This window comes from Arthrobacter luteolus NBRC 107841 (assembly GCF_001552075.1).
GTDB lineage: Bacteria > Actinomycetota > Actinomycetes > Actinomycetales > Micrococcaceae > Arthrobacter_B > Arthrobacter_B luteolus.
On record NZ_BCQM01000017.1, the window covers coordinates 1 to 19,062 of the forward strand.

Sequence of the window (19,062 nt, forward strand, 5' to 3'; positions counted from 1 at the left end):
CGTCCAGAATGACTGCTGCGGTAACTTCGGTACGAGGTTCAGGCGCATCGAGGATCAAGGGGTTGAAGGATAGGTGGCGGCGGCGGCCGGTTTGGAACGCCAAGGCTCCATCAGCTGATCCGCGGTAAATCCCTTGTTCTGCTCGGTCCCTGCGCCGCTTCGTCTTCAGGCCTCTCCATCCGTTCTTCCGCAGATGCCAGAGTGAACGGCGGACCTCGGCTAGAGCTGAACTCATGCGCTCAGGGATTTCCGACGGCCCGGTTGAACGGGTTCGATTGCAATCGTTTCCAGCATGTTCTGCATGCGCCTCCGGATTTTCGCAGCCGCGAAACGGTCGCCCTTTGCCAGTTCCTTAGTATATTTCCGGTACCACGCGAGTGCTGTCTCGGTATCTCCGTCGAACAGCAGGTCCCCTTTGTCGATCCAAACGACCCGTGTGCATAGATCCTGGATCGTCTTCAGACTGTGACTCACCAGAAAAACACACCCTGCCTGCTGCCTCAGCTGATCCATTCTCTCTTTCGTCCGCCCCCGGAATTCGTCGTCGCCGGTATTGAGCGCTTCATCAATAATGAGGATCTCAGGATCGATTGCGGCCGCGATAGCAAACCGCAGGCGGGACGACATGCCTGCGGAGTAGGACCGCATAGGAAGGTTTATGGAGCTCCCTAGGCCAGCCAACTCCATAATGGCCTCATGCTTGTCTGCGATTTCCGTACGGCTCAGCCCCATGGCCAAGCACCCAAGGACAACGTTGTGGGCGCCAGAAAGATCAGGGACAAGGGCCGCAGAGACTCCCAGCATGATGGGAGTAGATGATGCGTAGACAGCTCCGGATGTGGGTTGCATTTTGCCGCAGATCAGGTTCATGAGCGTACTTTTTCCTGAGCCGTTGAGCCCGATTACTCCGATCGCTTCTCCGTGATAGGCAATGAGCGAAAGTTCCCGTAGTGCGTGAACGTCCACCATGGATTCGTTACCGGAGAGCTTTAGCAGGCCTCGCCTCACGACGCTTCCACGAGCCGCAAGTTTCTCATCCGACGCGATTCTGTAGGTCATGGAGACCTTATCAATCACCACGGCAGGTGTCGTTGGAAGGTTTTCGGTTTCAGTCTTCGCGACCATACGATTCCTCCCCCTTCCAAAAGAAAATGATGCCAAGCGCACATGTGCCCAGCGCCCATGCAGTCAAGCCTGCCCAGCTCTGCCATCCGGGTGTCTGAGCGTAAAGGACACTTTTCCGGACTATGTCCAGGATCAGGTACATCGGATTAATCTCGACGATGAATTTGATGATCGGAACGCTGCTGTAACGGTCTATGGAGAACATAACGCACGAGGCAAACATCCAGAACCTCATCGCGAACGACACCACATGCACGAAGTCGTTCACCTTTGCAATCAGGGGCGCAAGCAGCAATCCGGCGCCCAGGTTGAAAACCATTTGCAGCGCGATAGCAGGGAAGATCAGCAGCCACCGCCATGTGATTTCCTCGGTTGGGGGAATGACCAGAATCATCATGAGCATCATAATGATGACGGGAATATTAGCGATAAGTTCCCGAAGGTTCACGGCGACTGCCAAGGTGGCACGCGGGAAATTGAAGGCTTGGATAACGTTTCTGTTGGACGGAATAACGCGTGCCCCGCCTACAATTGCCCTTGAACTCATCTGAAAAAGAAAAACACCGATAATAAGATAGCCGATGAAGTTCTCAATACCGCGGCTTGCACCAAGAAGTAAGCCGAAGATCGCGAAATATCCCAATCCGTTGAGGAGTGGGTCCAGAAGAAGCCAGGCGCTTCCTAAACGATCTCGTTTATTGCCGTTTTGAACGCGCGCCCGGGCATCATAAAACATGAAGTGGCGATAATTCCACAACGATATTAAGTAGTCGATGAGTCCTGGTTTGGCGCCGACGCGGGTCAAGCTCCGCATGTCTACCCGCACGGGGACATTCCTTGAACCCATGAGAGCTGGCGTAACTTGAGTCATGAGGCAGCTTCCATTTCCATATAAGTTTTCGCCGTCGTGCCCGCTAGCGCGGTCCAGGTCCGCGCCGCCACAGAGAATCGGCGTCCCTCGCAGCCCATGGCCGTCCGTCCAGCTTCGTCCTGCAGCAGGCGCCCCAAAATACGAGCGAGATCCTGAGGGTCTCCCGCACACGCAGAGAAGCCGTCAACGCCTTCTCTGACAACCTCGTGCAGCGCTGGCAGATCGCTGAACACTACGGGGCGTCCTGAGGCCAGGGCTTCGACGGGTTTCAGCGGCGTCACCATCCGGGTCACGGGGAAGTCTTTTCGGGGCACCACGAACACGTCGAGTGCCTGGTGGTACAAATGAGCCTGCTCCCTCGGGATCCGCCCAGGGAAGAGCACCCGGTCCTCCAGCCCGAGTTCCACTGCCAGGCGCTTCAGCGCCGGTCCGGCCACCCCATCCCCGACGATGAGGCAACGCAGATCAGGGTGCTGCGGAGCCAGCAGGGCAAACGCGCGCAGCAAGTCGTCCAGCCCCTCGTAGTCCACAAGGCTGCTGACAGTTCCGATGAAGGGCCCGTCGGCTGGAAGCCCCAGCCGCTGGCGGGCTTCCGCGGGGGAATCCGGTTCATTCATGAAATCCCCGCCCACTGCGTTGGGGAGCAGCAGCGTGTCTTGGAGTGGTACCCCTGCCTCAAGGATTCGCTCCCGCATGGCTTCGCCAAGGGTCGCCACTGCGCCCGCTGACTTCATAACCTCGGCTTCACGCGCAACGAACTTGTTGTAACGCTCGCTCCGCTTCGCGTCCTCATCACGGGTCGAGGCCCAAGTATCGGCCAGCTGCCCGCGAACCTCGTAGATCCAAGGAATCCCCAGAGATCCGGCGACCGCCCGGACCACGAGACCGTTGACGAAGTGCGTGGTGGTATGGAGTACTGCCGGCCGAACTTTCAGCGCCAATTTCAGCAGTTCTTCGGCTTGGAGCTGGAGCCTTGCCGCCATTCCCTGCGGAAGCGTGGCCGGCAGGTGCCTGTGATACGTGACGCCGTCTATCAAATCGGTCATGCCCGCATAGAGCCTGCCAACCTGGACCGGGTATCCGATCCGCGTTGCCGCGTGAACCGTCCAGCCCAGATCAGTCTGTGCCTTCAAAAGCGAATGTGAACGCTGGGCGTAGCCGCTGCCGGTATAGGGCAGGGAGTTTGTCAGCAGGTGCAGCACGGTGTGAGGCTGGGGGACGTATCCTGCGACGGCGGGCAAGACCGGCACCCAGCCATCAAAAACGCTCAGCTCGCTGGCCAGCCGCGTCCGCAATCGCCGTTCGGGACGGTTCAGGCCTGCGCTGGTCAGCCCTCGAACCGCCCCGGACATGTCCCCCTGGTACCAGCAAAGCCGGGCCATGGCGCCGGCACGGCGGGGGGCAGACGCCGGCACGGACGCCAGCAGTTGTTCGGCAAGGACAGGCAGGCCAGCCGCCGTCGCCACATCGGCCAGGCGGATCGCGGCGCGGCCACGAGCACCGCCCTCGACGGCTGCGGAAAGGAGCTGTGCGGCGTCGGCTTTCCGGCCCTGAATCACAGCTGCCATCGCAGGCAGGAGCTTCCCCGGCGCAGCCGCGGCGGCTGCTGCGAGCGGACCGACAAGGGCACCTGGCAACCGTTGGGAAAGCTGAAGGGCCAATACCGCGGGATCATCCCCGAGATGCTCACATATGGTTGCGCCAGCTAGTCCGGCGTTCCGGACAAAGTTCCTTGGTTTCATCGGTCGGCAGGACCCGCCACAGCTGCTTTCAGGAGTTCAGCATAGGCTCTCCCCAAAGTGTCCACATTGGCGTTGCTCTCCACCCAGTCCCGGCCCGAGGTCCCGGTCAGCAGGCGGGAGCGGTCCGCAGCCAGTTCCTTCCATAACTGCGCGATGGCTTCCGGAGTAGATGCCACGACGTCGCCCGCCTGCGATTCTTCGATGATCTGTTTCGCTTCGCCCAGCACGATTCCGGTGACATGACGCCCAACGGCCAGCACTTCGTAGGTCTTGGAGGGAATCGTCGTCTCGAAGGACTTCCAATCATCCCGCAGGGAGACGACACAGGTGTCGGTGCGTCGGTAGTAGGCCATAACCTCCGCAGCGCCTTGGGCCGGCGGATGGAACTCTACCGGTGCGCCGAGTGCCCTTGCCAGGGCTATCAGCTGCCGCCTCCGCACACCGTGCCCCACCATCGTCAGATGCACTGAGCCTGCGGCCAGCGCTGCAGCCTGGATCACGGTCTCAAGACGCTGGCTCTCGCCATGATTTCCAAGATAGAGCACTTGAAGCCGCTCGGCGTGGGCGGGAGGCGGGGGAAGAAATTCTCGGGCAGCGGTGTCGATACCGTTACTGATCGTCGCAACGGCGGTGACGCCCCGGTCCCGGAGCGTCTGCGCGAAACCGTAGGTCACGGTGACCACCAGGTCTGCCTTCTCCTGGATCGCGACAATCACCCGTTCGGCTATGCTCTTCGCACTGCCCTGAACGATTCGGGCATCACGGGCTATATCCGGCCAGGCATCGCGCATATCGGCAACGAATGGAACGCCGCGCAGCTTGGCGACGATGTATCCTGCCCCAAGGATCGGCAAAGACGGAACTGTGGCGATAACGACGTCGGGCTTGCGGCCCAAGAGTCCAGCGGCCACGCTTCCGGCAGCAGAAAAACACTGGTCCGCGAAACGGCCAAGGCGGGTCGTGGGGTGCCAAAGATAGGGAGCCCTCCGGATTCGCTCACCATGCGGGCCGTTATCGCAGCGGAAGGCCCGTCCAGCCACACTTCGTGGCATCGTCCGGCGTCCGGCGGGAGCGTGCGCGATGGGGGCAATCACATCGACATTCCAGCCAATTTCCCGAAATGTCCGAATTATCTGGGTCCATCGGCGCTGGGGTGGGCTGTGCTCAGGTGAATAGGAGTGCGTCAGCAGAAGTACCCGCACAATTTCCCCCATTTTCTTGCTTGCGCCTCATGAGGACGCTGGTAAAGCAATCGTTAGTCTACCGAAATATAGTCACTGCTTGTTCACATGATTGGCCCCAGGGCCTCGCAGCTTCACGTAGTAGAGGGTCCCGGCGCCCACGAGCAGTAAAATGACGACGGACCGGGTCAACCAATGTGTACTCCAATCGACCCCGTCCCTTGCACTGGTTTTAGCTGCCTCAAGGCTGGCCTGCGCCGCAGTGGGGGACGGTGATGGAGCCGTTGTTACCGCGGCTTCAGGCTTGGCTTCTGACTGCGTGGTCGGTGAGGGATCCGGCGACGCGGTCTCATCCGGCGAGTCGAAGATGCTGACCACGTCGTCGGTTGCAGGATCCCAGCGCAGATCCGTATACAACCAGGTCCGGCCATCGATAAGGTTTCCGGTTCCCGGCTCAACGAGGTAGCCCGTGGCTGGATGAATCAGATAGCCGCTGGAACGCTCGATCTGGAAACCCGTGACTGAATCAATCAGTGCCTGCTCGGGAACGGCTGGCACCGTGGGCACAGCGGCGGGATCACTGGGCGCAGACTGAATCGGCGGCCCTGGTGGGCTTTCAGTTTGACTGGGCGCTGGCTCAGGGATCGGACCGGGAGTCTGACTTGGTTCCCCTGTAACTGATCCGTCAGGCCCTGGAGGAGTCCCGGGCCCCTCAGTCACCGTCTCATCTCCGAATGCTGGAGCGACTGGCATCGATATGATGAGCAATCCTGCGATTGTCACACGGCGTAACCACTGGCCTAGATTGCCGGTCATGCTAGTTGTTCTCCCCATTTAAACCGTCAGCATAAGCGGTCATCCTATCGTTCTTTAGCTCATTGGAGATTTCCGCGATCGCTGTCTCGTCTTTGATGACGATTGATTGCCCGTCAAAGGACGTACCAACACCCAGGTTCGGCAGGGTGAACATGTGGATGTCGGAGCCGCGGACACCTCGCAGTTCAAAGGCCAGCCGTCCGGCGGCGGCAGCGTCGAAGGACTCGTCCACACTCAGGAACGGTGAAATTTCGGTAACCACATCATTGATCCTGAGCGGATTAGAGAGCGTTTCCGCGGACAGGAACCGGTTCATCAGCCCGGCCACGAAAGCCTGCTGGTTCTTTACCCGCTGGTAGTCCCCGTCAGGAAACGCGTAACGCTCCCGCACGAACTTCAGGGCGGAATCTCCCTGCAGCGTGATCGGGCCCGCGGCGAAATATTCACCATCATCACCCGAAGACTGGAACGGAACCTGGTTTTCGATTTCCACCCCGTCAAGCGCCGTCGTCAGGCCCTTGAATCCCTCAAAATCGATCACAGCCACATGGTCGATCGGGACATCAAAGAGGGTCTGCACCGTCTCCACCATTAACGGAACACCACCGAAGGCCATGGCGGCATTGATTTTGTGCTCACCGTAGCCGGGGATGTCCGTCCAGGTATCACGCATGATCGACATGACATAGACACCTGAACGGTCCCCCGGCAAATGCACAAGCATCATGGTGTCGGAGCGCGCGTCCACGCCCGGGTCCCGTGTGTCGCTGCCGATCAGCAGAAGGTTCTGTGAGGTTCCGGCGGCCGGCGCCCTCTCCGGGCTGGAGTCAGGGAGAGCGTTGGCGATCGTGTGGCTTTCCGTGTTGAAGGTCCGGGCCAGGTTCCAGAGATAGCCGCCCGCAGCCAGGGCGGCCACCAGGATCAGGGAGAGCAGCACAAACATGGTGGTCCGGACAGGATGCCGATCCCTTACCGGGTCGGTCGGAGAATCGGCGAAGATGTCGGTCACATTGGTCCTAGGTTCCAGTCGGGCGGCTGCGGTCCGAGCTTACCGCGCAGCCGCGGCAGCCCCGATTCCAGCTGGAACCGGCGCGCCGGATACCCTAGAAGGATGAAGTTCTTTCCGGCAGCCATTTCGGCCGGCACCCTTGTCCTTGCCGCCGCACTCACCGGCTGCACACCCGTCGCCGACGTCGATGCCGCCCCGGATGCCGCCAACCCGGATTGCGCACCTGTGATGGTGGCTGTCCCGGAAGATCTGGCGGGGGTCCAGCAGCGGGAGACCAGCAGCCAGGCCACCGCCGCCTGGGGCAGTCCGTCCCGGATCATCCTGCGCTGTGGTGTGCCGGTGCCCGGCCCCACGACTGATGCTTGTGCCACGGTCAACGGTGTGGACTGGGTACTGCGCGAGGAAGGCAGCCTCTGGACTGCCACCACCTACGGCCGCGATCCTGCCGTCGAAGTCCTGTTCGACACCAACCAGGTTGCGTCTTCCACTGTGCTGGTGGAACTGGAAAACGCCGTCTCGCGTATCGAGCAGACGCGCGAATGCCTCAGCACCAAGGACGTCGAGCTGCCCGGTTAGATTCCGGCGCTCACCGCGTTGGCGGAGCCGGTCCGGCTGCGGCTAACGAAGGCCTGTGCGGCGCTCCAATGCCAGTGTGATCAGCTCATCGATCAATTCCGTGTAGGGCAGGCCGGATTTGGCCCACATCTGCGGGTACATGCTGATCGGGGTGAACCCGGGCATGGTGTTGATCTCATTGATCACGAGCTCGCCGTCCGGCGTATAGAAAAAGTCGACGCGGGACAGCCCTTCCGCGCCCACGGCATCGAACGCCACCGCAGCCAGTTCACGGACCCTGGAGGTCACGTCGTCCGGGAGGTCCGCAGGGCAGCTGAGATCCGCAGCAGCGCCGTCAACGTACTTGGCTTCAAAGTCGTACCACTCGTGGCCGCCGTCGAGCACGGCGACTTCTCCGGGCTGGCTGGTCCGCGGGTCCTCGGTGCCGCGCCCCTGCAGGACCGCCACTTCAATCTCCCGGCCGGTGATACCCGCCTCAACAACCACCTTCGGATCGTGCTCACGGGCAGTTTCAATTGCCGCGCGCAGCTCCGTTTGATGGGTGACGCGGGTGATTCCCATGGAGGAACCGGCACGGGCGGGCTTCACAAAGAGCGGGAACTGCAGGCCGGCGGCGCGTGCCAGGCAGGCTTCGCTGTCCTGGTTCCACTGCCGGTCGGTGACGACCTCATAGGGGCCCACCGATAGTCCGGCGGACTCAAACACCACCTTCATGTAGTGCTTATCCATCCCCACGGCGGAGGCCAGCACGCCGGCGCCCACATAGCGGATGTCCGCCATCTCCAGCAGGCCCTGCAGCGTCCCGTCCTCTCCGAAGGGTCCGTGCAGGAGCGGGAGCACAACGTCGATCCGGCCCAGCGTGCGCGGCAATCCGCCCGGCGCATGGGACACCAGTTCACGGGAACTTCCCCGTGTCGAGAGGACCACGGACTCTTCGCCAGGCTCCACCTCGGGCAGCGTTTCGGCGCGGAGGGACCATTGTGCGGGATCAGCGGAGACGAGGGTCCACTGGCCGTTGCGCGCAATTCCGATCGGGACGACGTCGTACTTGGAGTGGTCGATCGCCTCGAGCACGCCGGCGGCGGTCACACAGCTGACGGAGTGTTCGCTGGACCGTCCGCCGAACAGCACCGCTACCCGCGGCCGGGTGTCAGCATTGGCAGCGGGAGTTATGGGTTCCATCGTCACGGGGCGTGCACACCTTCGGCTTTGAGTTCGCGGGCCAGCAGACGCGGGCCAAGATCGTCTACGGATATGGTGCCCTGCAGCACTGCAACCACGTTCTCCGTAATAGGCATGTATACGCCCAGCTGGAGGGCCCGGTCCAGCACGGCCTGCGCTGATTTGATGCCTTCGGCCGTCTGCTGCATGGTCGCGGTGACCTCGTCCAGGGACAGGCCCTGTGCCAGCAGGCGCCCTGCGGTGTGGTTCCGGGACAGGGATGATGAACAGGTGGCGATGAGGTCTCCCATGCCGGAGAGCCCAAACAGGGTTTCAGTCTTACCGCCCAGGGCAACGGCCAGGCGCGTGGTTTCAGCGAGCCCGCGGGTCATCACGGACGCCTTGGTGTTGTCCCCCATTTGCTTGCCTTCGCAGATCCCCACGGCGAGGGCAATAACGTTCTTCACGATCCCGCCGATTTCCGTGCCGACCACGTCGGTGTTGGTGTACGGCCGGAAGTAGGGCGCGGTGCAGGCGGAGGCGATCCAGCCCGCGGTTGCGAGGTCCGAGCAGGCGACGACGGAGGCCGTGGGTTCCTCGCGGGCAATTTCCATGGCCAGGTTCGGCCCCGAAAGGACGGCGATCCTCTCCTCCGGCACGTCCAGCTCTTCGGAGATGACCTGGCTCATCCGCGCGTCTGTACCGATCTCGAGGCCCTTCATGAGCGAGAGGATGACCGCGTTCTCCGGGACGAGGTCCTTGAATTCCCGCAGCTGCGCCCGCAGGGTCTGCGCGGGGACTGCCAGCACCACCAGCTGGGCACCGGCCAGGACAACGGCAGCGTCATCGCTGGCGCGCAGGTTCACCGGGAGGGCAATATCCCCCAGGTAGCGGGTGTTGCGGTGCGTGCTGTTGATCTCCTCCGCCGCATCGGCACGGCGTGCCCAGACGCGGACGTCCGTACCACGGGAGGCACCGGCGTCCGCGGCGATCTTCGCGAACGTGGTCCCCCAGCTTCCAGCTCCGAGGACCGCTACGGCTGTGGGGTGCGGGGCCTTCACTTTGTTTTCTCCGTTTCGCCGTCATAACCGCGTCCGACGGATTTCTGTCCTTTCGCGGCCGGGTCCCAGCGTTCGGCCGGGGCCTTCTCGCCGCGGAGGGACGCAACCAGGTCCGTCAGCTCTGTCATGATCCGCTCCGTAGCTTCATCGAGCACTGTCTTGGTCAGCGGCACACCACGCAGATCGGAAAGGTCCACCGGACGGCCCACCAGCACACGAACCCGCTTGCGCGGAAAGAGATGCAGCATTTTCCCGTACCGCGGCAGCACATCCTGAGCGCCCCACTGCGCGACCGGAAGAACCGGAGCGCCGGTCTGCAGTGCCAGGCGTGCCGCTCCCGTCCGGCCTTTCATCGGCCACAGATCCGGATCCCGGGTGAGCGTGCCTTCCGGATAAACGATCAGCGCGCCGTCGGCGTCGATCACTGACTGCGCGCCTGCCAGCGACGCGGCCGCACCGGCGCCGCCCCGGGTCACCGGAACCTGCTTGGTGGCCCGCAGCGCCGGGCCGAGGACCGGAACCTTAAAGAGGGACGCCTTGGCCAGGTACCGCGGCAGGATGCCCTGGCTGTAGAAGAAGTGGCCCACCACCAGCGGATCGATCTCGGTCACGTGGTTGGCGCAGGCGATAAAGCCCCTGCCTTTGGGCAGGTTCTCCATCCCCTCCCAGCGCCGTCCCATCATCAGGTTCATCGTTGGACGGACCACCGAAGCCAGGATGGTAAACGTGATGCGTGACTTTGCCGATTCGCCCATGGTGGAGAGCCTACTTCCCCCCGGCGACGTCAAAGTCCGCGCCGAGGCCTTCCAGCTTGTCGAGGAAGTGCTCGTAACCGCGGTTGATGAGCTCGACGCCGGTCACACGTGAGGTGCCCTCGGCCGCCAGTGCGGCAATCAGGTGGCTGAAGCCGCCGCGGAGGTCCGGAATGTCGATTTCTGCGCCCTTGAGCTTCACCGGACCGGAGATGACCGCCGAATGCAGGAAGTTGCGCTGGCCGAAACGGCACGGGATGCTGCCCAGGCATTCGCGGTGGACCTGGATGTTGGCGCCCATGCGGATCAGTGCGTCGGTGAAGCCGAACCGGTTTTCATACACCGTTTCATGCACAATCGACACGCCTTCAGCCTGGCTGAGGGCAACCACCACCGGCTGCTGCCAGTCGGTCATAAAGCCGGGGTGGACGTCGGTCTCAAGGACCAGCGGGTTCAGGCTGCCGCCGGGATGGTAGAACCGGATGCCGTCGTCGTCGACGTCGAACGCACCGCCGATTTTGCGGTAGATGTTGAGGAACGCCGTCAGATCCTGCTGATTGGCGCCTTCAACGTAAATGTCGCCCTTGGTGACCAGCGCTGCCGAGGCCCAGGAAGCGGCCTCGTTGCGGTCCGGCAGAGCCCGGTGGTTATAACCCGTCAGCTCGGGGACGCCTTCGATGCGGATCACGCGGTCCGTCTGGACGGTGATGATCGCGCCCATTTTCTGCAGGACGGCAATAAGGTCAAGGATTTCGGGTTCGACGGCGGCACCGCTGAGTTCGGTGATGCCTTCGGCACGCACGGCGGTCAGCAGCACCTGTTCGGTGGCGCCGACACTCGGGTACGGCAGGTCCAGTTTGGCGCCGCGCAGGCCCTTGGGCGCGGAAATGGCGATGCCGCCGGGACGCTTTTCCACCAGGGCGCCGAAATTACGCAGCATCTGCAGGTGGTAGTCGATGGGGCGGTCGCCGATTTTGCAGCCGCCGAGGTCCGGGATGAAGGCCTCGCCAATGCTGTGCATCAGCGGACCGCACAGCAGGATGGGGATGCGGGAATCGCCAGCGTGGGCGTCGATGTCCCGCGAGGCCGCCGTCTTGGCGTTCTGCGGGTCCATCAGGAGGTCACCGGTGACCGGGTCCTTGGTCACCTCAACGCCGTGCAGCTTCAGCAGCGATGTCACGACGTCGACGTCCTTGATTTCGGGGACGTTCCGCAGCAGCGACGGGCTGTTGCCCAGCAGCGCTGCCACCATGGCTTTGGGGACGAGGTTCTTAGCCCCGCGAACCGGTACTTTTCCTGTGAGCGGTACCCCACCACGGATGGTTAGAACGGAACCCATGAACACCTGTTTCTTTCGTCTGGATTGCCCCCACGGCCACTAGAGACTGCTTCCTAATCATAGGAGCAAGCACCCCCTTTCCCTAAATAACCCGGCCGCCGGAGACCGTGCCGGAGGCCAAAAGCCGGGGGCGGCTTTGGCGGGATGCCAATGGGCCTCCCCTTGCGGGAAGGCCCATTGGTTACCTGCAGTGCGTGCCACCGGGCTGATGCCGGCCGGCTGGCTAGGTGCGGACCGGAAGCGTGGCCGGCTTGAAGGAAGGACGGCGGGTTTCAAACGCCGTGATGTCGGCTTCATGCCGCAGGGTCAGCCCGATGTCGTCGAGGCCTTCCAGCAGCCGCCAGCGGGTGTAATCGTCAATCTGGAAGGGAGCGGTGACGCTGCCGCACACCACGGTCCGTGCCTGGAGGTCAACGGTCACTTCGGTGCCCGGCGAGTTTTCCAGAACCTTCCAGATGAGCTCAATGTCATCCTGGGCGACCTGCGCCGCGACCAGTCCCTGCTTGCCGGAGTTGCCCCGGAAAATGTCCGCGAAGCGGGAGGACAGAACGGCCCGGAAACCATAGTCCTTCAGCGCCCACACCGCGTGCTCGCGGGAGGAACCGGTTCCAAAGTCGGGGCCGGCCACCAGGACGGACCCGGCGCTGTACGGTTCCCGGTTCAGGATGAAGTCAGGGTTCTTCCGCCATCCGGCGAAGAGTGCGTCCTCGAAGCCGGTGCGGGTAATCCGCTTGAGGTACACAGCGGGGATGATCTGGTCAGTGTCCACATCGCTCTGGCGCAGCGGAACACCGATGCCGGTGTGCGTGGTGATCTTATCCATGGTCTTCTCCTAGGCTGCAGCGGTGGCGGTGGAACCGGCGGCCGCGCCGGGCAGGGGGTCAAGGTCCGACGGCGAACTCAGCGTTCCGCGGACGGCCGTAGCGGCGGCCACGACCGGAGAGACGAGGTGGGTGCGCCCGCCCTTACCCTGGCGTCCTTCAAAGTTGCGGTTGGAGGTGGAGGCGCAGCGCTCCCCCGGTTCCAGCTGGTCCGGGTTCATACCCAGGCACATGGAGCAGCCGGCAAAACGCCATTCGGCGCCGAAGTCCTTGAACACCTGGTCCAGGCCCTCGGCCTCGGCTTCGAGGCGGACCCGGGCGGATCCGGGCACCACCATCATGCGGATGTTCGGGTCCTTCTGCCGTCCGCGGATGATGTCCGCCGCGATGCGCAGGTCCTCGATCCGGCTGTTGGTGCAGGAGCCGAGGAACACAGTGTCCACCCGGATCTCCTTCATGGGTGTGCCGGGCTGCAGATCCATATAGTCCAGGGCACGCTCGGCAGCTGCCTTGGCGTTCTCGTCCCCGAAGTCCTCGGGCGACGGGACCGCGCCGGACAGCGAGATCCCCTGCCCGGGGTTGGTTCCCCAGGTGACGAACGGCTCGAGTTCGTCCGCGTCGAGGAACACCTCCGCGTCAAACTCCGCATCCGGGTCGGTGACCAGGGATTTCCAGTGCTCGACGGCGGCGTCCCAGTCCGCGCCCTGAGGCGCGTGCGGCTTGCCTTTGAGGTAGGCGAACGTCGTTTCGTCCGGCGCGACCATGCCGGCACGGGCACCGGCTTCGATGGACATGTTGCAGATCGTCATGCGCGCTTCCATGGAGAGCGAGCGGATGGCCGATCCGCGGTATTCCAGGACGTAGCCCTGGCCGCCGCCGGTGCCGATCTTCGCAATGACCGCCAGGATGATGTCCTTGGAGGTAACCCCCGGGCGCAGCGTGCCTTCCACATTGATGGCCATGGTTTTGAACGGCTTCAGGGACAGTGTCTGTGTGGCCATCACGTGCTCGACCTCTGAGGTGCCGATACCCATGGCCAGGGCGCCGAAGGCACCGTGGGTGGAGGTGTGCGAATCGCCGCACACTACGGTGAGTCCGGGCTGGGTCAGGCCCAGCTGCGGCCCGACCACGTGCACGATTCCCTGCTCCGCGTCGCCCAGCGGGTGCAGCCGCACACCGAACTCAGCGCAGTTGGCCCGCAGGGTTTCAATCTGCGTCCGGCTCACCGGATCGGCGATCGGCTTGTCGATTGCCAGCGTGGGCGTGTTGTGGTCCTCGGTGGCGATGGTCAGGTCCGGGCGCCGCAGCTTCCGGCCGGCGAGGCGCAGTCCTTCGAAGGCCTGCGGCGAGGTCACCTCATGGACGAGGTGGAGGTCGATGTAGAGGAGGTCCGGTGCGCCGTCCTCGCCCTTGGCGACCACGTGGCCGTCCCACACCTTCTCCGCGAGCGTTCTGCCCGCTGCATGCTCTCCCATGACCATGTGCTCCTCGCTGATGTAGCTCCGGCGGGCAAGGTGCCCGGACCGGAATCCTGATGCAATTAAGAGAAGCAGCACCCCGCCTGCGGCGCCAGTTTTCCCACTTGCATCTCAGATACTGAGACGGCAGTATCATCTTATGGACAATTCTAGCGGCGTCGGAGTTATCGACAAGGCCGCCATGGTACTTGATGCGCTCGAGGCCGGACCCACATCACTCGCCCAGCTGGTTGCCGCCACCGGACTGGCCCGGCCGACAGTCCACCGCCTTGCGCTGGCGCTGGTGCACCACCGGCTCGTGGGCCGGGACATTCAGGGCCGGTTCGTCCTGGGCAGCCGGCTCGTGGAGCTCGCTTCCGCTGCAGGTGAGGACCGGCTGATCGCCTCCGCCGGCCCGGTGCTGCTGGCCCTGCGCGATGCAACGGGTGAGAGTTCCCAGGTCTTCCGGCGCCAGGGGGAATGGCGGGTCTGCGTGGCCTCGGCCGAACGTCCCATCGGCCTGCGGGACACGATTCCCGTTGGCACCCAGCTCTCCATGAAGGCTGGCTCTGCTGCCCAGGTCCTGCTGGCGTGGGAGGACCACGATCGGCTGCTGGAAGGGCTGCAGCACGCCCGCTTCACTCCCACCGTCCTGGCCGGAGTGCGCCGCCGTGGGTGGGCGCAGAGCCTTGGCGAACGGGAGCCGGGCGTTGCCTCGGTGTCCGCGCCCGTACGCGGGCCCTCGGGCCGCGTCATCGCCGCCATTTCCATCTCCGGGCCCATCGAACGGCTGACCCGGCAGCCAGGCCGCATTCACGCGGAAGTGGTCAGCCGGGCCGCTGGACAGCTCACCGAGGCCCTTCGGGCCAACTCCGACTGACCTGACAGCCTCCGGGGCCTATCCTGAAATCCTCAGGCCCTAGGAGCGGCGATGAAACGGCTACGTGTCCTCTGGCACATCATCCGCATCACCGGAGCCGATGTGTTCGTCTTCGGCTTCCTCATTGTCTACGGTTCTGCTGCCCTGGTGATTCCGCGCATTGAACCAGGCATTCCCGGCTTCGGAGATGCGCTCTGGTACCTTTTCGAGACCTTTACGACCATTGGCTTCGGCGATTACGTTGCCGTGACATTCATCGGACGGCTCATCACCGTGTTCGTGGCCCTCTACGGCATCCTGGTAGTGGCCCTGGCCACCGGCGTGATCGTCGGTTTCTACAACGAACTGCTCCGTGCCCGCACGAAGGAAAGCCTGCGGGAATTCGTCAGCGAGCTGGAACATCTGCCGGACCTCACGAAGGAGCAGCTGGCGGATCTTGCCGCCCGGGTCCGTGAACGGCACATCCTGGACTGACACGCCCGGTCCGCAGCTTCGTTGTCCGCAGGTTGCCAGCTCAGCCGGCGAAGTGGTCCCAGCCAACCGACGACGGCTCCCGGCCGTCCACCGTCACAGTTCCGGCGCCGCTGTCTCCGGCATCCAGGACAACCCCGATACTCCGGAAACCACGCGGCAGGACGGTGCCTTCCTCGAAGGTGGCCAGCAGCCCGTGGTCCTCTCCCCCGCTCAGGACCCAGTCCAGGGCGTTGCCGCCGAGGCTCCGGGCAGTCCCTGCCAGCGGTTCCGCCTCACACAGCAGGGTCCGGGAATCTAGGTCAATCCGGACGCCCGACGCGAAGGCCAGCCGGCCGGCGTCGCGCACCACACCGTCGGAAATGTCCATCATCGCGTGTGCTCCTGCGCTGGCGGCGGCCGGACCGGCGGACAGGGGCGGGCACGGCCTCGATTGGGCTGCCGTCAGTGCCCGCTCAGCAGCATTCAGGGAGCCGTAGCCGATCGCGCTATCCAACAGCGCCAGGCCAGCTGCCGCTTGCCCCAGCACACCGCAGACCGCCACCACGTCGCCGGGCCGGGCCCCTGAGCGCAGCACGGGGTCCCTGCCGCGCAGGTCGCCGGTGACCGCCGCCGTCACCACCAGGATGCCGCCGCGGCCCAGGTCCCCGCCGGCAACCACGCAGTCCTCGGCTCCGAGCGCCCGCAGGGCTGCCGACAGCCCGTCCGCCAGGCCTTCGACCCAGGTCAGCGCGGTGTCCTGCGGCAGAGTCAGGCTGACCACCAGCGATGTGGCGACGGCGCCCATCGCATTAATGTCGGAGAGATTCTGCGCAGCACACTTCCACCCGACGTCGTACCCCGTGGTCCGGTAGCCGCCAGGCCATTCCAAGCGGAAATCCTGATCCTGGACCAGCGTGTCAATCGAGATCGCGGCGCGTCCGTCCGGGGCAGCCAGCACCGCTGCGTCGTCGCCGGGCCCCAGAAGCGCTTTCCCGGAACCCAGCCGGGGGAAAATCCGGGCCAGCAGCTCCCCTTCGCTCAGCTCTCCTGCATACCGGGGATACTCTGCCACTGTTACTGCCCTCTGTCCGGTTGGTGCGGGCCTGCGGCCCTGCCTGCCCCATAATTATGCTGCACTCTGCCCATGGCGCCTCGCTAAGCCCTAATGAACAAGTGGGCAGCCTGACGTGGCGCTAGGTAGTTGCCAACCAGGCTCACCGTGGTTCGCAATCACATCGTGATTTGAATACGGAAGGCTCATAGACCCATTGCCCTAGCATGTTCCCACACAGAACTAAGGCCGCAGATATTCCTGGGCTCCATGGGCGTCCCGTCCCTGCGTTGGATACATTCAGCGCGCACTGGATGCCGCTGCCGAGCACCGCCGATTCTCGAAAGGAACCCACCCGCGCCCACGTGAAGACGGTCTTCGCTATAGACGATTGCTGGGCAAGACCAGGACTGCGTGGGATGCGGGGGAACAAGTCCTGCGCCAACCGGCTCCTTGGACGACGCAGCCACGTCGAAGGACCCAACTCGAGCATCTCCCAACGGATTCCAACCAGCCCGAAGCAACCGGCTTAGTACTTACCGATGTCTGGGCTGCGACTGGGATGGACCAAGCCAACAACATGAGCACTAAACACATCAAACGGAACGGGAGGGCTCCATTAACAGCACGAACTACAGAACCCGTATTATGCTCAGAAGCACCGCTAGAACAGCAGTGAATCACCCATCGCAAGAATGGATTTCACCGCCACCCACGGAGAACCCATCGGGCCGAGGTCAACGAACGCTCGTAGTTCCGCTCGGACACCCGAGCATGGTCCACTTTTCCATGTCGAGTCCGTCTGCCACCGTCACCAGGTGAGATTGTTAGCAATCTGGTGACTAGCATTGTGTCGAGTAAATACCGGGACGAAGTATGGCGGCGCGCGAAGAGAATCCCTGGACATACATTTTCAACTACATTGAAAATTTATTACGTATTCATCCATTCAAGACAGTCCATTGCCCTTGGGCCAATCATATTAATACTCTATAGGAAAGTATAGATCATGGTAGATGAAGGCCAGATTCTCAACCGACGACTGGAAACATTGACCAATATGCTAGAGAAGCAAACAGAAGCCCTACGAGAAATCACCGCCCGCATTGACTTACTCGAGTCAAAGCGCACGGGACTACATCACATGAACCCAAATATCGAAATTGCTGAAGATGCGGCGATCGATCCTACCGTAACAATTATGGCCCCGGACAGCAGAAGAAAGGTAGTACTATTAAAAGCTTCAGCCCTCTATCGAGACACAGAAATCCGTGGGCCGTTCACGCTAGGAAAGCGCTCTTTCATCAACCGCGGAGGTTTCATTCAAGGGGATGTCCAAATTGGAACTAGCGTTGCCATTGGTCCATTTGTCCGACTAATAACAGATAACCATTTCTTAGGACCAGAAAGCCGAAGAGCTGGACAAGTACATACCTTACCAATAAGGATAGGGAATGGTGTGTGGATTGGGGCGTCCGTAACCATACTTGGAGGCGTCACAATCTCAGACGGGGCAATCGTGGCCGCCGGTGCAGTAGTAACACGGGATGTCGCCCCAAATACACTAGTCGGTGGAGTGCCTGCGAGAGCCATAAGGACACTTAGTTGATGCACTCCCACTTGAGTCAGCTAAACTATGAAAATGGATACTGAGTTCTTCGAGAAATATGGGTGGGACCGACAAGTAGATCCCTGGCTGGACCAACTTCAGAATATGCCTCCGGAGCTGCCAAATGCGTACCGGATATGGAAGTCTGCCCAGCGGTATTTGGCCGCGGGAAATTTCGAGCGGGCAAAACGATGTGAAGTGCTTATTAAACTATTACACAACAGTTACATTCCAAACGAACTTAAAATGGGGAAGGATGTGCAATTTGGATACGGGGGGATGGGGGTAATAATACACCCGCTATGCGAGATTGGAGACGGTGTGGTTATTGGTTCCAACGTTACACTCGGGGGAAAGCAGAAACCAACAAGGATAAGCGAAGCTACAGGACGAAACGTAAACGTCCCCTCAATTGGCGCCTATGCATCTGTCTCAACCGGTGCGAAAATTTTAGGGGGCGTCGAAGTTGGACCGTTTGCTATAATAGGCGCGAATTCCGTAGTAACAAAGGATGTGCCCGCCGGTGGAATCGTTGCCGGCATTCCAAGCCGCTTATTATCGACGATCGATCGGACAAGCGTTCTAAAGTACAAACAGACCTATCTGGCGCTTCGCCGTCTTTCTGACGAAGATTTTCTATCACACTTCGATAATTACATTGCAGCAAGTGCCTAGTAAAGGGACCGCTCACATGCTTGCGCTGCAAGACAGAGCGACCCTACCGGATCCAAATAGGATGGGCAAGGACGTGTACCCATACAAGTCCCATTGGGTAAGCTACCCACCTACTACATCCCGGCAAGCACCAAATCGGCCGTCGCGGTCCTATCCCCCCCCCATAGAGGGGTCGGATGCGGTATCCCTTTGGGACTGCTGAAGGTATAGGTGACCGACGGCCACGATAGTAATTTAGCCCGCAATAACCAGGTATTTGAAGGGTACTAGTCCGAGTCAAGATACCCTCAATGAATACCTCTGCACGGCCAGGTATTCACTAAGGGTCCTTCCCATCCGTCTGACCGCCGTAGACCCCGCTGGGATCATTCGGAGTTTGATCGCTTGCCCAGTGGGCTCTTGGCCCCACGACACGAGACGGGGCTGAGCTTGACTCGATACCGTGTTCGGGCCGACGATCCCGCAGCAAACTGCAGGCAGCAT

The 19,062-nt window shown here is 62.1% G+C and carries 17 protein-coding genes and 1 pseudogene; 5 read left to right on the forward strand and 13 right to left on the reverse strand.

Translation table 11 applies throughout. From position 1 onward, the window contains the following. Window positions 1-231: 231 nt before the first annotated feature. The 6 genes from AL3_RS17095 to AL3_RS17120 form a co-directional block, all read right to left on the reverse strand. The gene (locus tag AL3_RS17095) at window positions 232-1,125 is read right to left on the reverse strand and encodes an ABC transporter ATP-binding protein (protein ID WP_066303363.1); all 894 of its coding nucleotides are present in this window, start codon (window positions 1,123-1,125) and stop codon (window positions 232-234) included. After that, window positions 1,109-1,951 (reverse strand): ABC transporter permease, encoded by an 843-nt coding sequence (locus AL3_RS17100; protein WP_246168610.1) that lies wholly within the window; start codon window positions 1,949-1,951, stop codon window positions 1,109-1,111. The genes AL3_RS17095 and AL3_RS17100 overlap by 17 nt, the downstream gene beginning before the upstream one ends. A gap of 41 nt (window positions 1,952-1,992) precedes the next feature. Next, a complete protein-coding gene (locus tag AL3_RS17105; RefSeq protein WP_246168612.1) occupies window positions 1,993-3,564 on the reverse strand; it encodes a glycosyltransferase family 4 protein in 1,572 nt (523 codons plus the stop codon). A gap of 170 nt (window positions 3,565-3,734) precedes the next feature. Next, window positions 3,735-4,649: a glycosyltransferase family 4 protein gene (locus AL3_RS17110; RefSeq protein WP_425481689.1), complete on the reverse strand. Its 915-nt coding sequence runs from the start codon at window positions 4,647-4,649 to the stop codon at window positions 3,735-3,737. A 363-nt stretch (window positions 4,650-5,012) separates the two neighbouring features. Next, the gene (locus AL3_RS17115) at window positions 5,013-5,486 is read right to left on the reverse strand and encodes a hypothetical protein (protein WP_066303374.1); all 474 of its coding nucleotides are present in this window, start codon (window positions 5,484-5,486) and stop codon (window positions 5,013-5,015) included. Window positions 5,487-5,736: 250 nt separating this feature from the next. After that, window positions 5,737-6,744 (reverse strand): LCP family protein, encoded by a 1,008-nt coding sequence (locus AL3_RS17120; protein ID WP_246168613.1) that lies wholly within the window; start codon window positions 6,742-6,744, stop codon window positions 5,737-5,739. Window positions 6,745-6,846: 102 nt separating this feature from the next. On the opposite strand from AL3_RS17120, the gene AL3_RS17125 reads away from it, so the two are divergent. Then, on the forward strand, window positions 6,847-7,320 hold the full coding sequence (locus AL3_RS17125) for a DUF3515 family protein (RefSeq protein WP_066303378.1): 474 nt from the start codon (window positions 6,847-6,849) through the stop codon (window positions 7,318-7,320). A 42-nt stretch (window positions 7,321-7,362) separates the two neighbouring features. Here AL3_RS17125 and AL3_RS17130 read toward each other — a convergent pair whose 3' ends face one another. The 6 genes from AL3_RS17130 to leuC all read right to left on the reverse strand — a co-directional run bounded on the left by AL3_RS17130 (window position 7,363) and on the right by leuC (window position 13,929). Further along, window positions 7,363-8,502 carry a D-alanine--D-alanine ligase family protein gene (locus tag AL3_RS17130; RefSeq protein WP_151723999.1) on the reverse strand — a complete coding sequence of 380 codons (1,140 nt, stop codon included), beginning with the start codon at window positions 8,500-8,502 and terminating at the stop codon, window positions 7,363-7,365. Between the two features lie 2 nt (window positions 8,503-8,504). Further along, the gene (locus AL3_RS17135; RefSeq protein WP_066303383.1) at window positions 8,505-9,542 is read right to left on the reverse strand and encodes an NAD(P)H-dependent glycerol-3-phosphate dehydrogenase; all 1,038 of its coding nucleotides are present in this window, start codon (window positions 9,540-9,542) and stop codon (window positions 8,505-8,507) included. Then, a complete protein-coding gene (locus tag AL3_RS17140; RefSeq protein ID WP_066303385.1) occupies window positions 9,539-10,297 on the reverse strand; it encodes a lysophospholipid acyltransferase family protein in 759 nt (252 codons plus the stop codon). The genes AL3_RS17135 and AL3_RS17140 overlap by 4 nt, the downstream gene beginning before the upstream one ends. Before the next feature lie 10 nt (window positions 10,298-10,307). Beyond that, a complete protein-coding gene (gene murA, locus AL3_RS17145) occupies window positions 10,308-11,633 on the reverse strand; it encodes a UDP-N-acetylglucosamine 1-carboxyvinyltransferase (protein WP_066303387.1) in 1,326 nt (441 codons plus the stop codon). A gap of 223 nt (window positions 11,634-11,856) precedes the next feature. Further along, entirely contained in the window at window positions 11,857-12,456 is a 600-nt protein-coding gene (leuD, locus tag AL3_RS17150) for a 3-isopropylmalate dehydratase small subunit (RefSeq protein ID WP_066303393.1), read from the reverse strand. Window positions 12,457-12,465: 9 nt separating this feature from the next. Then, the gene (gene leuC, locus AL3_RS17155; protein ID WP_066303416.1) at window positions 12,466-13,929 is read right to left on the reverse strand and encodes a 3-isopropylmalate dehydratase large subunit; all 1,464 of its coding nucleotides are present in this window, start codon (window positions 13,927-13,929) and stop codon (window positions 12,466-12,468) included. Between the two features lie 142 nt (window positions 13,930-14,071). Between leuC and AL3_RS17160 the strand changes: the two genes are divergently transcribed. Beyond that, window positions 14,072-14,791, forward strand: a complete 720-nt coding sequence (locus AL3_RS17160; RefSeq protein ID WP_066303395.1) for an IclR family transcriptional regulator — start codon at window positions 14,072-14,074, stop codon at window positions 14,789-14,791. 51 nt (window positions 14,792-14,842) lie between these two features. Further along, complete coding sequence (locus tag AL3_RS17165; RefSeq protein WP_066303396.1) at window positions 14,843-15,265, forward strand: potassium channel family protein; 423 nt, start codon at window positions 14,843-14,845, stop codon at window positions 15,263-15,265. A 40-nt stretch (window positions 15,266-15,305) separates the two neighbouring features. On the opposite strand, the gene thiL is transcribed toward AL3_RS17165, so the two are convergent. Continuing rightward, window positions 15,306-16,316: a thiamine-phosphate kinase gene (gene thiL, locus AL3_RS17170; RefSeq protein WP_066303397.1), complete on the reverse strand. Its 1,011-nt coding sequence runs from the start codon at window positions 16,314-16,316 to the stop codon at window positions 15,306-15,308. Window positions 16,317-17,736: 1,420 nt separating this feature from the next. Here thiL and AL3_RS19135 point away from each other — a divergent pair. Both AL3_RS19135 and AL3_RS18210 read left to right on the forward strand, forming a co-directional pair. Next, window positions 17,737-17,892, forward strand: a pseudogene (locus tag AL3_RS19135) (DapH/DapD/GlmU-related protein); the annotation flags it as partial. A 45-nt stretch (window positions 17,893-17,937) separates the two neighbouring features. Next, entirely contained in the window at window positions 17,938-18,579 is a 642-nt protein-coding gene (locus tag AL3_RS18210) for an LbetaH domain-containing protein (RefSeq protein WP_161599348.1), read from the forward strand. Window positions 18,580-19,062 lie beyond the last annotated feature (483 nt).

Bases quoted from the DNA above. Each gene is read 5' to 3' on its own strand.
- AL3_RS17095 (WP_066303363.1), bottom strand. From the start codon at position 1,125: ATGGTCGCGAAGACTGAAACCGAAAACCTTCCAACGACACCTGCCGTG.
- AL3_RS17105 (WP_246168612.1), bottom strand. From the start codon at position 3,564: ATGGCAGCTGTGATTCAGGGCCGGAAAGCCGACGCCGCACAGCTCCTT.
- AL3_RS17125 (WP_066303378.1), top strand. From the start codon at position 6,847: ATGAAGTTCTTTCCGGCAGCCATTTCGGCCGGCACCCTTGTCCTTGCC.
- AL3_RS17130 (WP_151723999.1), bottom strand. From the start codon at position 8,502: ATGGAACCCATAACTCCCGCTGCCAATGCTGACACCCGGCCGCGGGTA.
- AL3_RS17140 (WP_066303385.1), bottom strand. From the start codon at position 10,297: ATGGGCGAATCGGCAAAGTCACGCATCACGTTTACCATCCTGGCTTCG.
- murA (WP_066303387.1), bottom strand. From the start codon at position 11,633: ATGGGTTCCGTTCTAACCATCCGTGGTGGGGTACCGCTCACAGGAAAA.
- leuD (WP_066303393.1), bottom strand. From the start codon at position 12,456: ATGGATAAGATCACCACGCACACCGGCATCGGTGTTCCGCTGCGCCAG.
- leuC (WP_066303416.1), bottom strand. From the start codon at position 13,929: ATGGGAGAGCATGCAGCGGGCAGAACGCTCGCGGAGAAGGTGTGGGAC.
- AL3_RS17160 (WP_066303395.1), top strand. From the start codon at position 14,072: ATGGACAATTCTAGCGGCGTCGGAGTTATCGACAAGGCCGCCATGGTA.
- AL3_RS17165 (WP_066303396.1), top strand. From the start codon at position 14,843: ATGAAACGGCTACGTGTCCTCTGGCACATCATCCGCATCACCGGAGCC.
- AL3_RS18210 (WP_161599348.1), top strand. From the start codon at position 17,938: ATGGATACTGAGTTCTTCGAGAAATATGGGTGGGACCGACAAGTAGAT.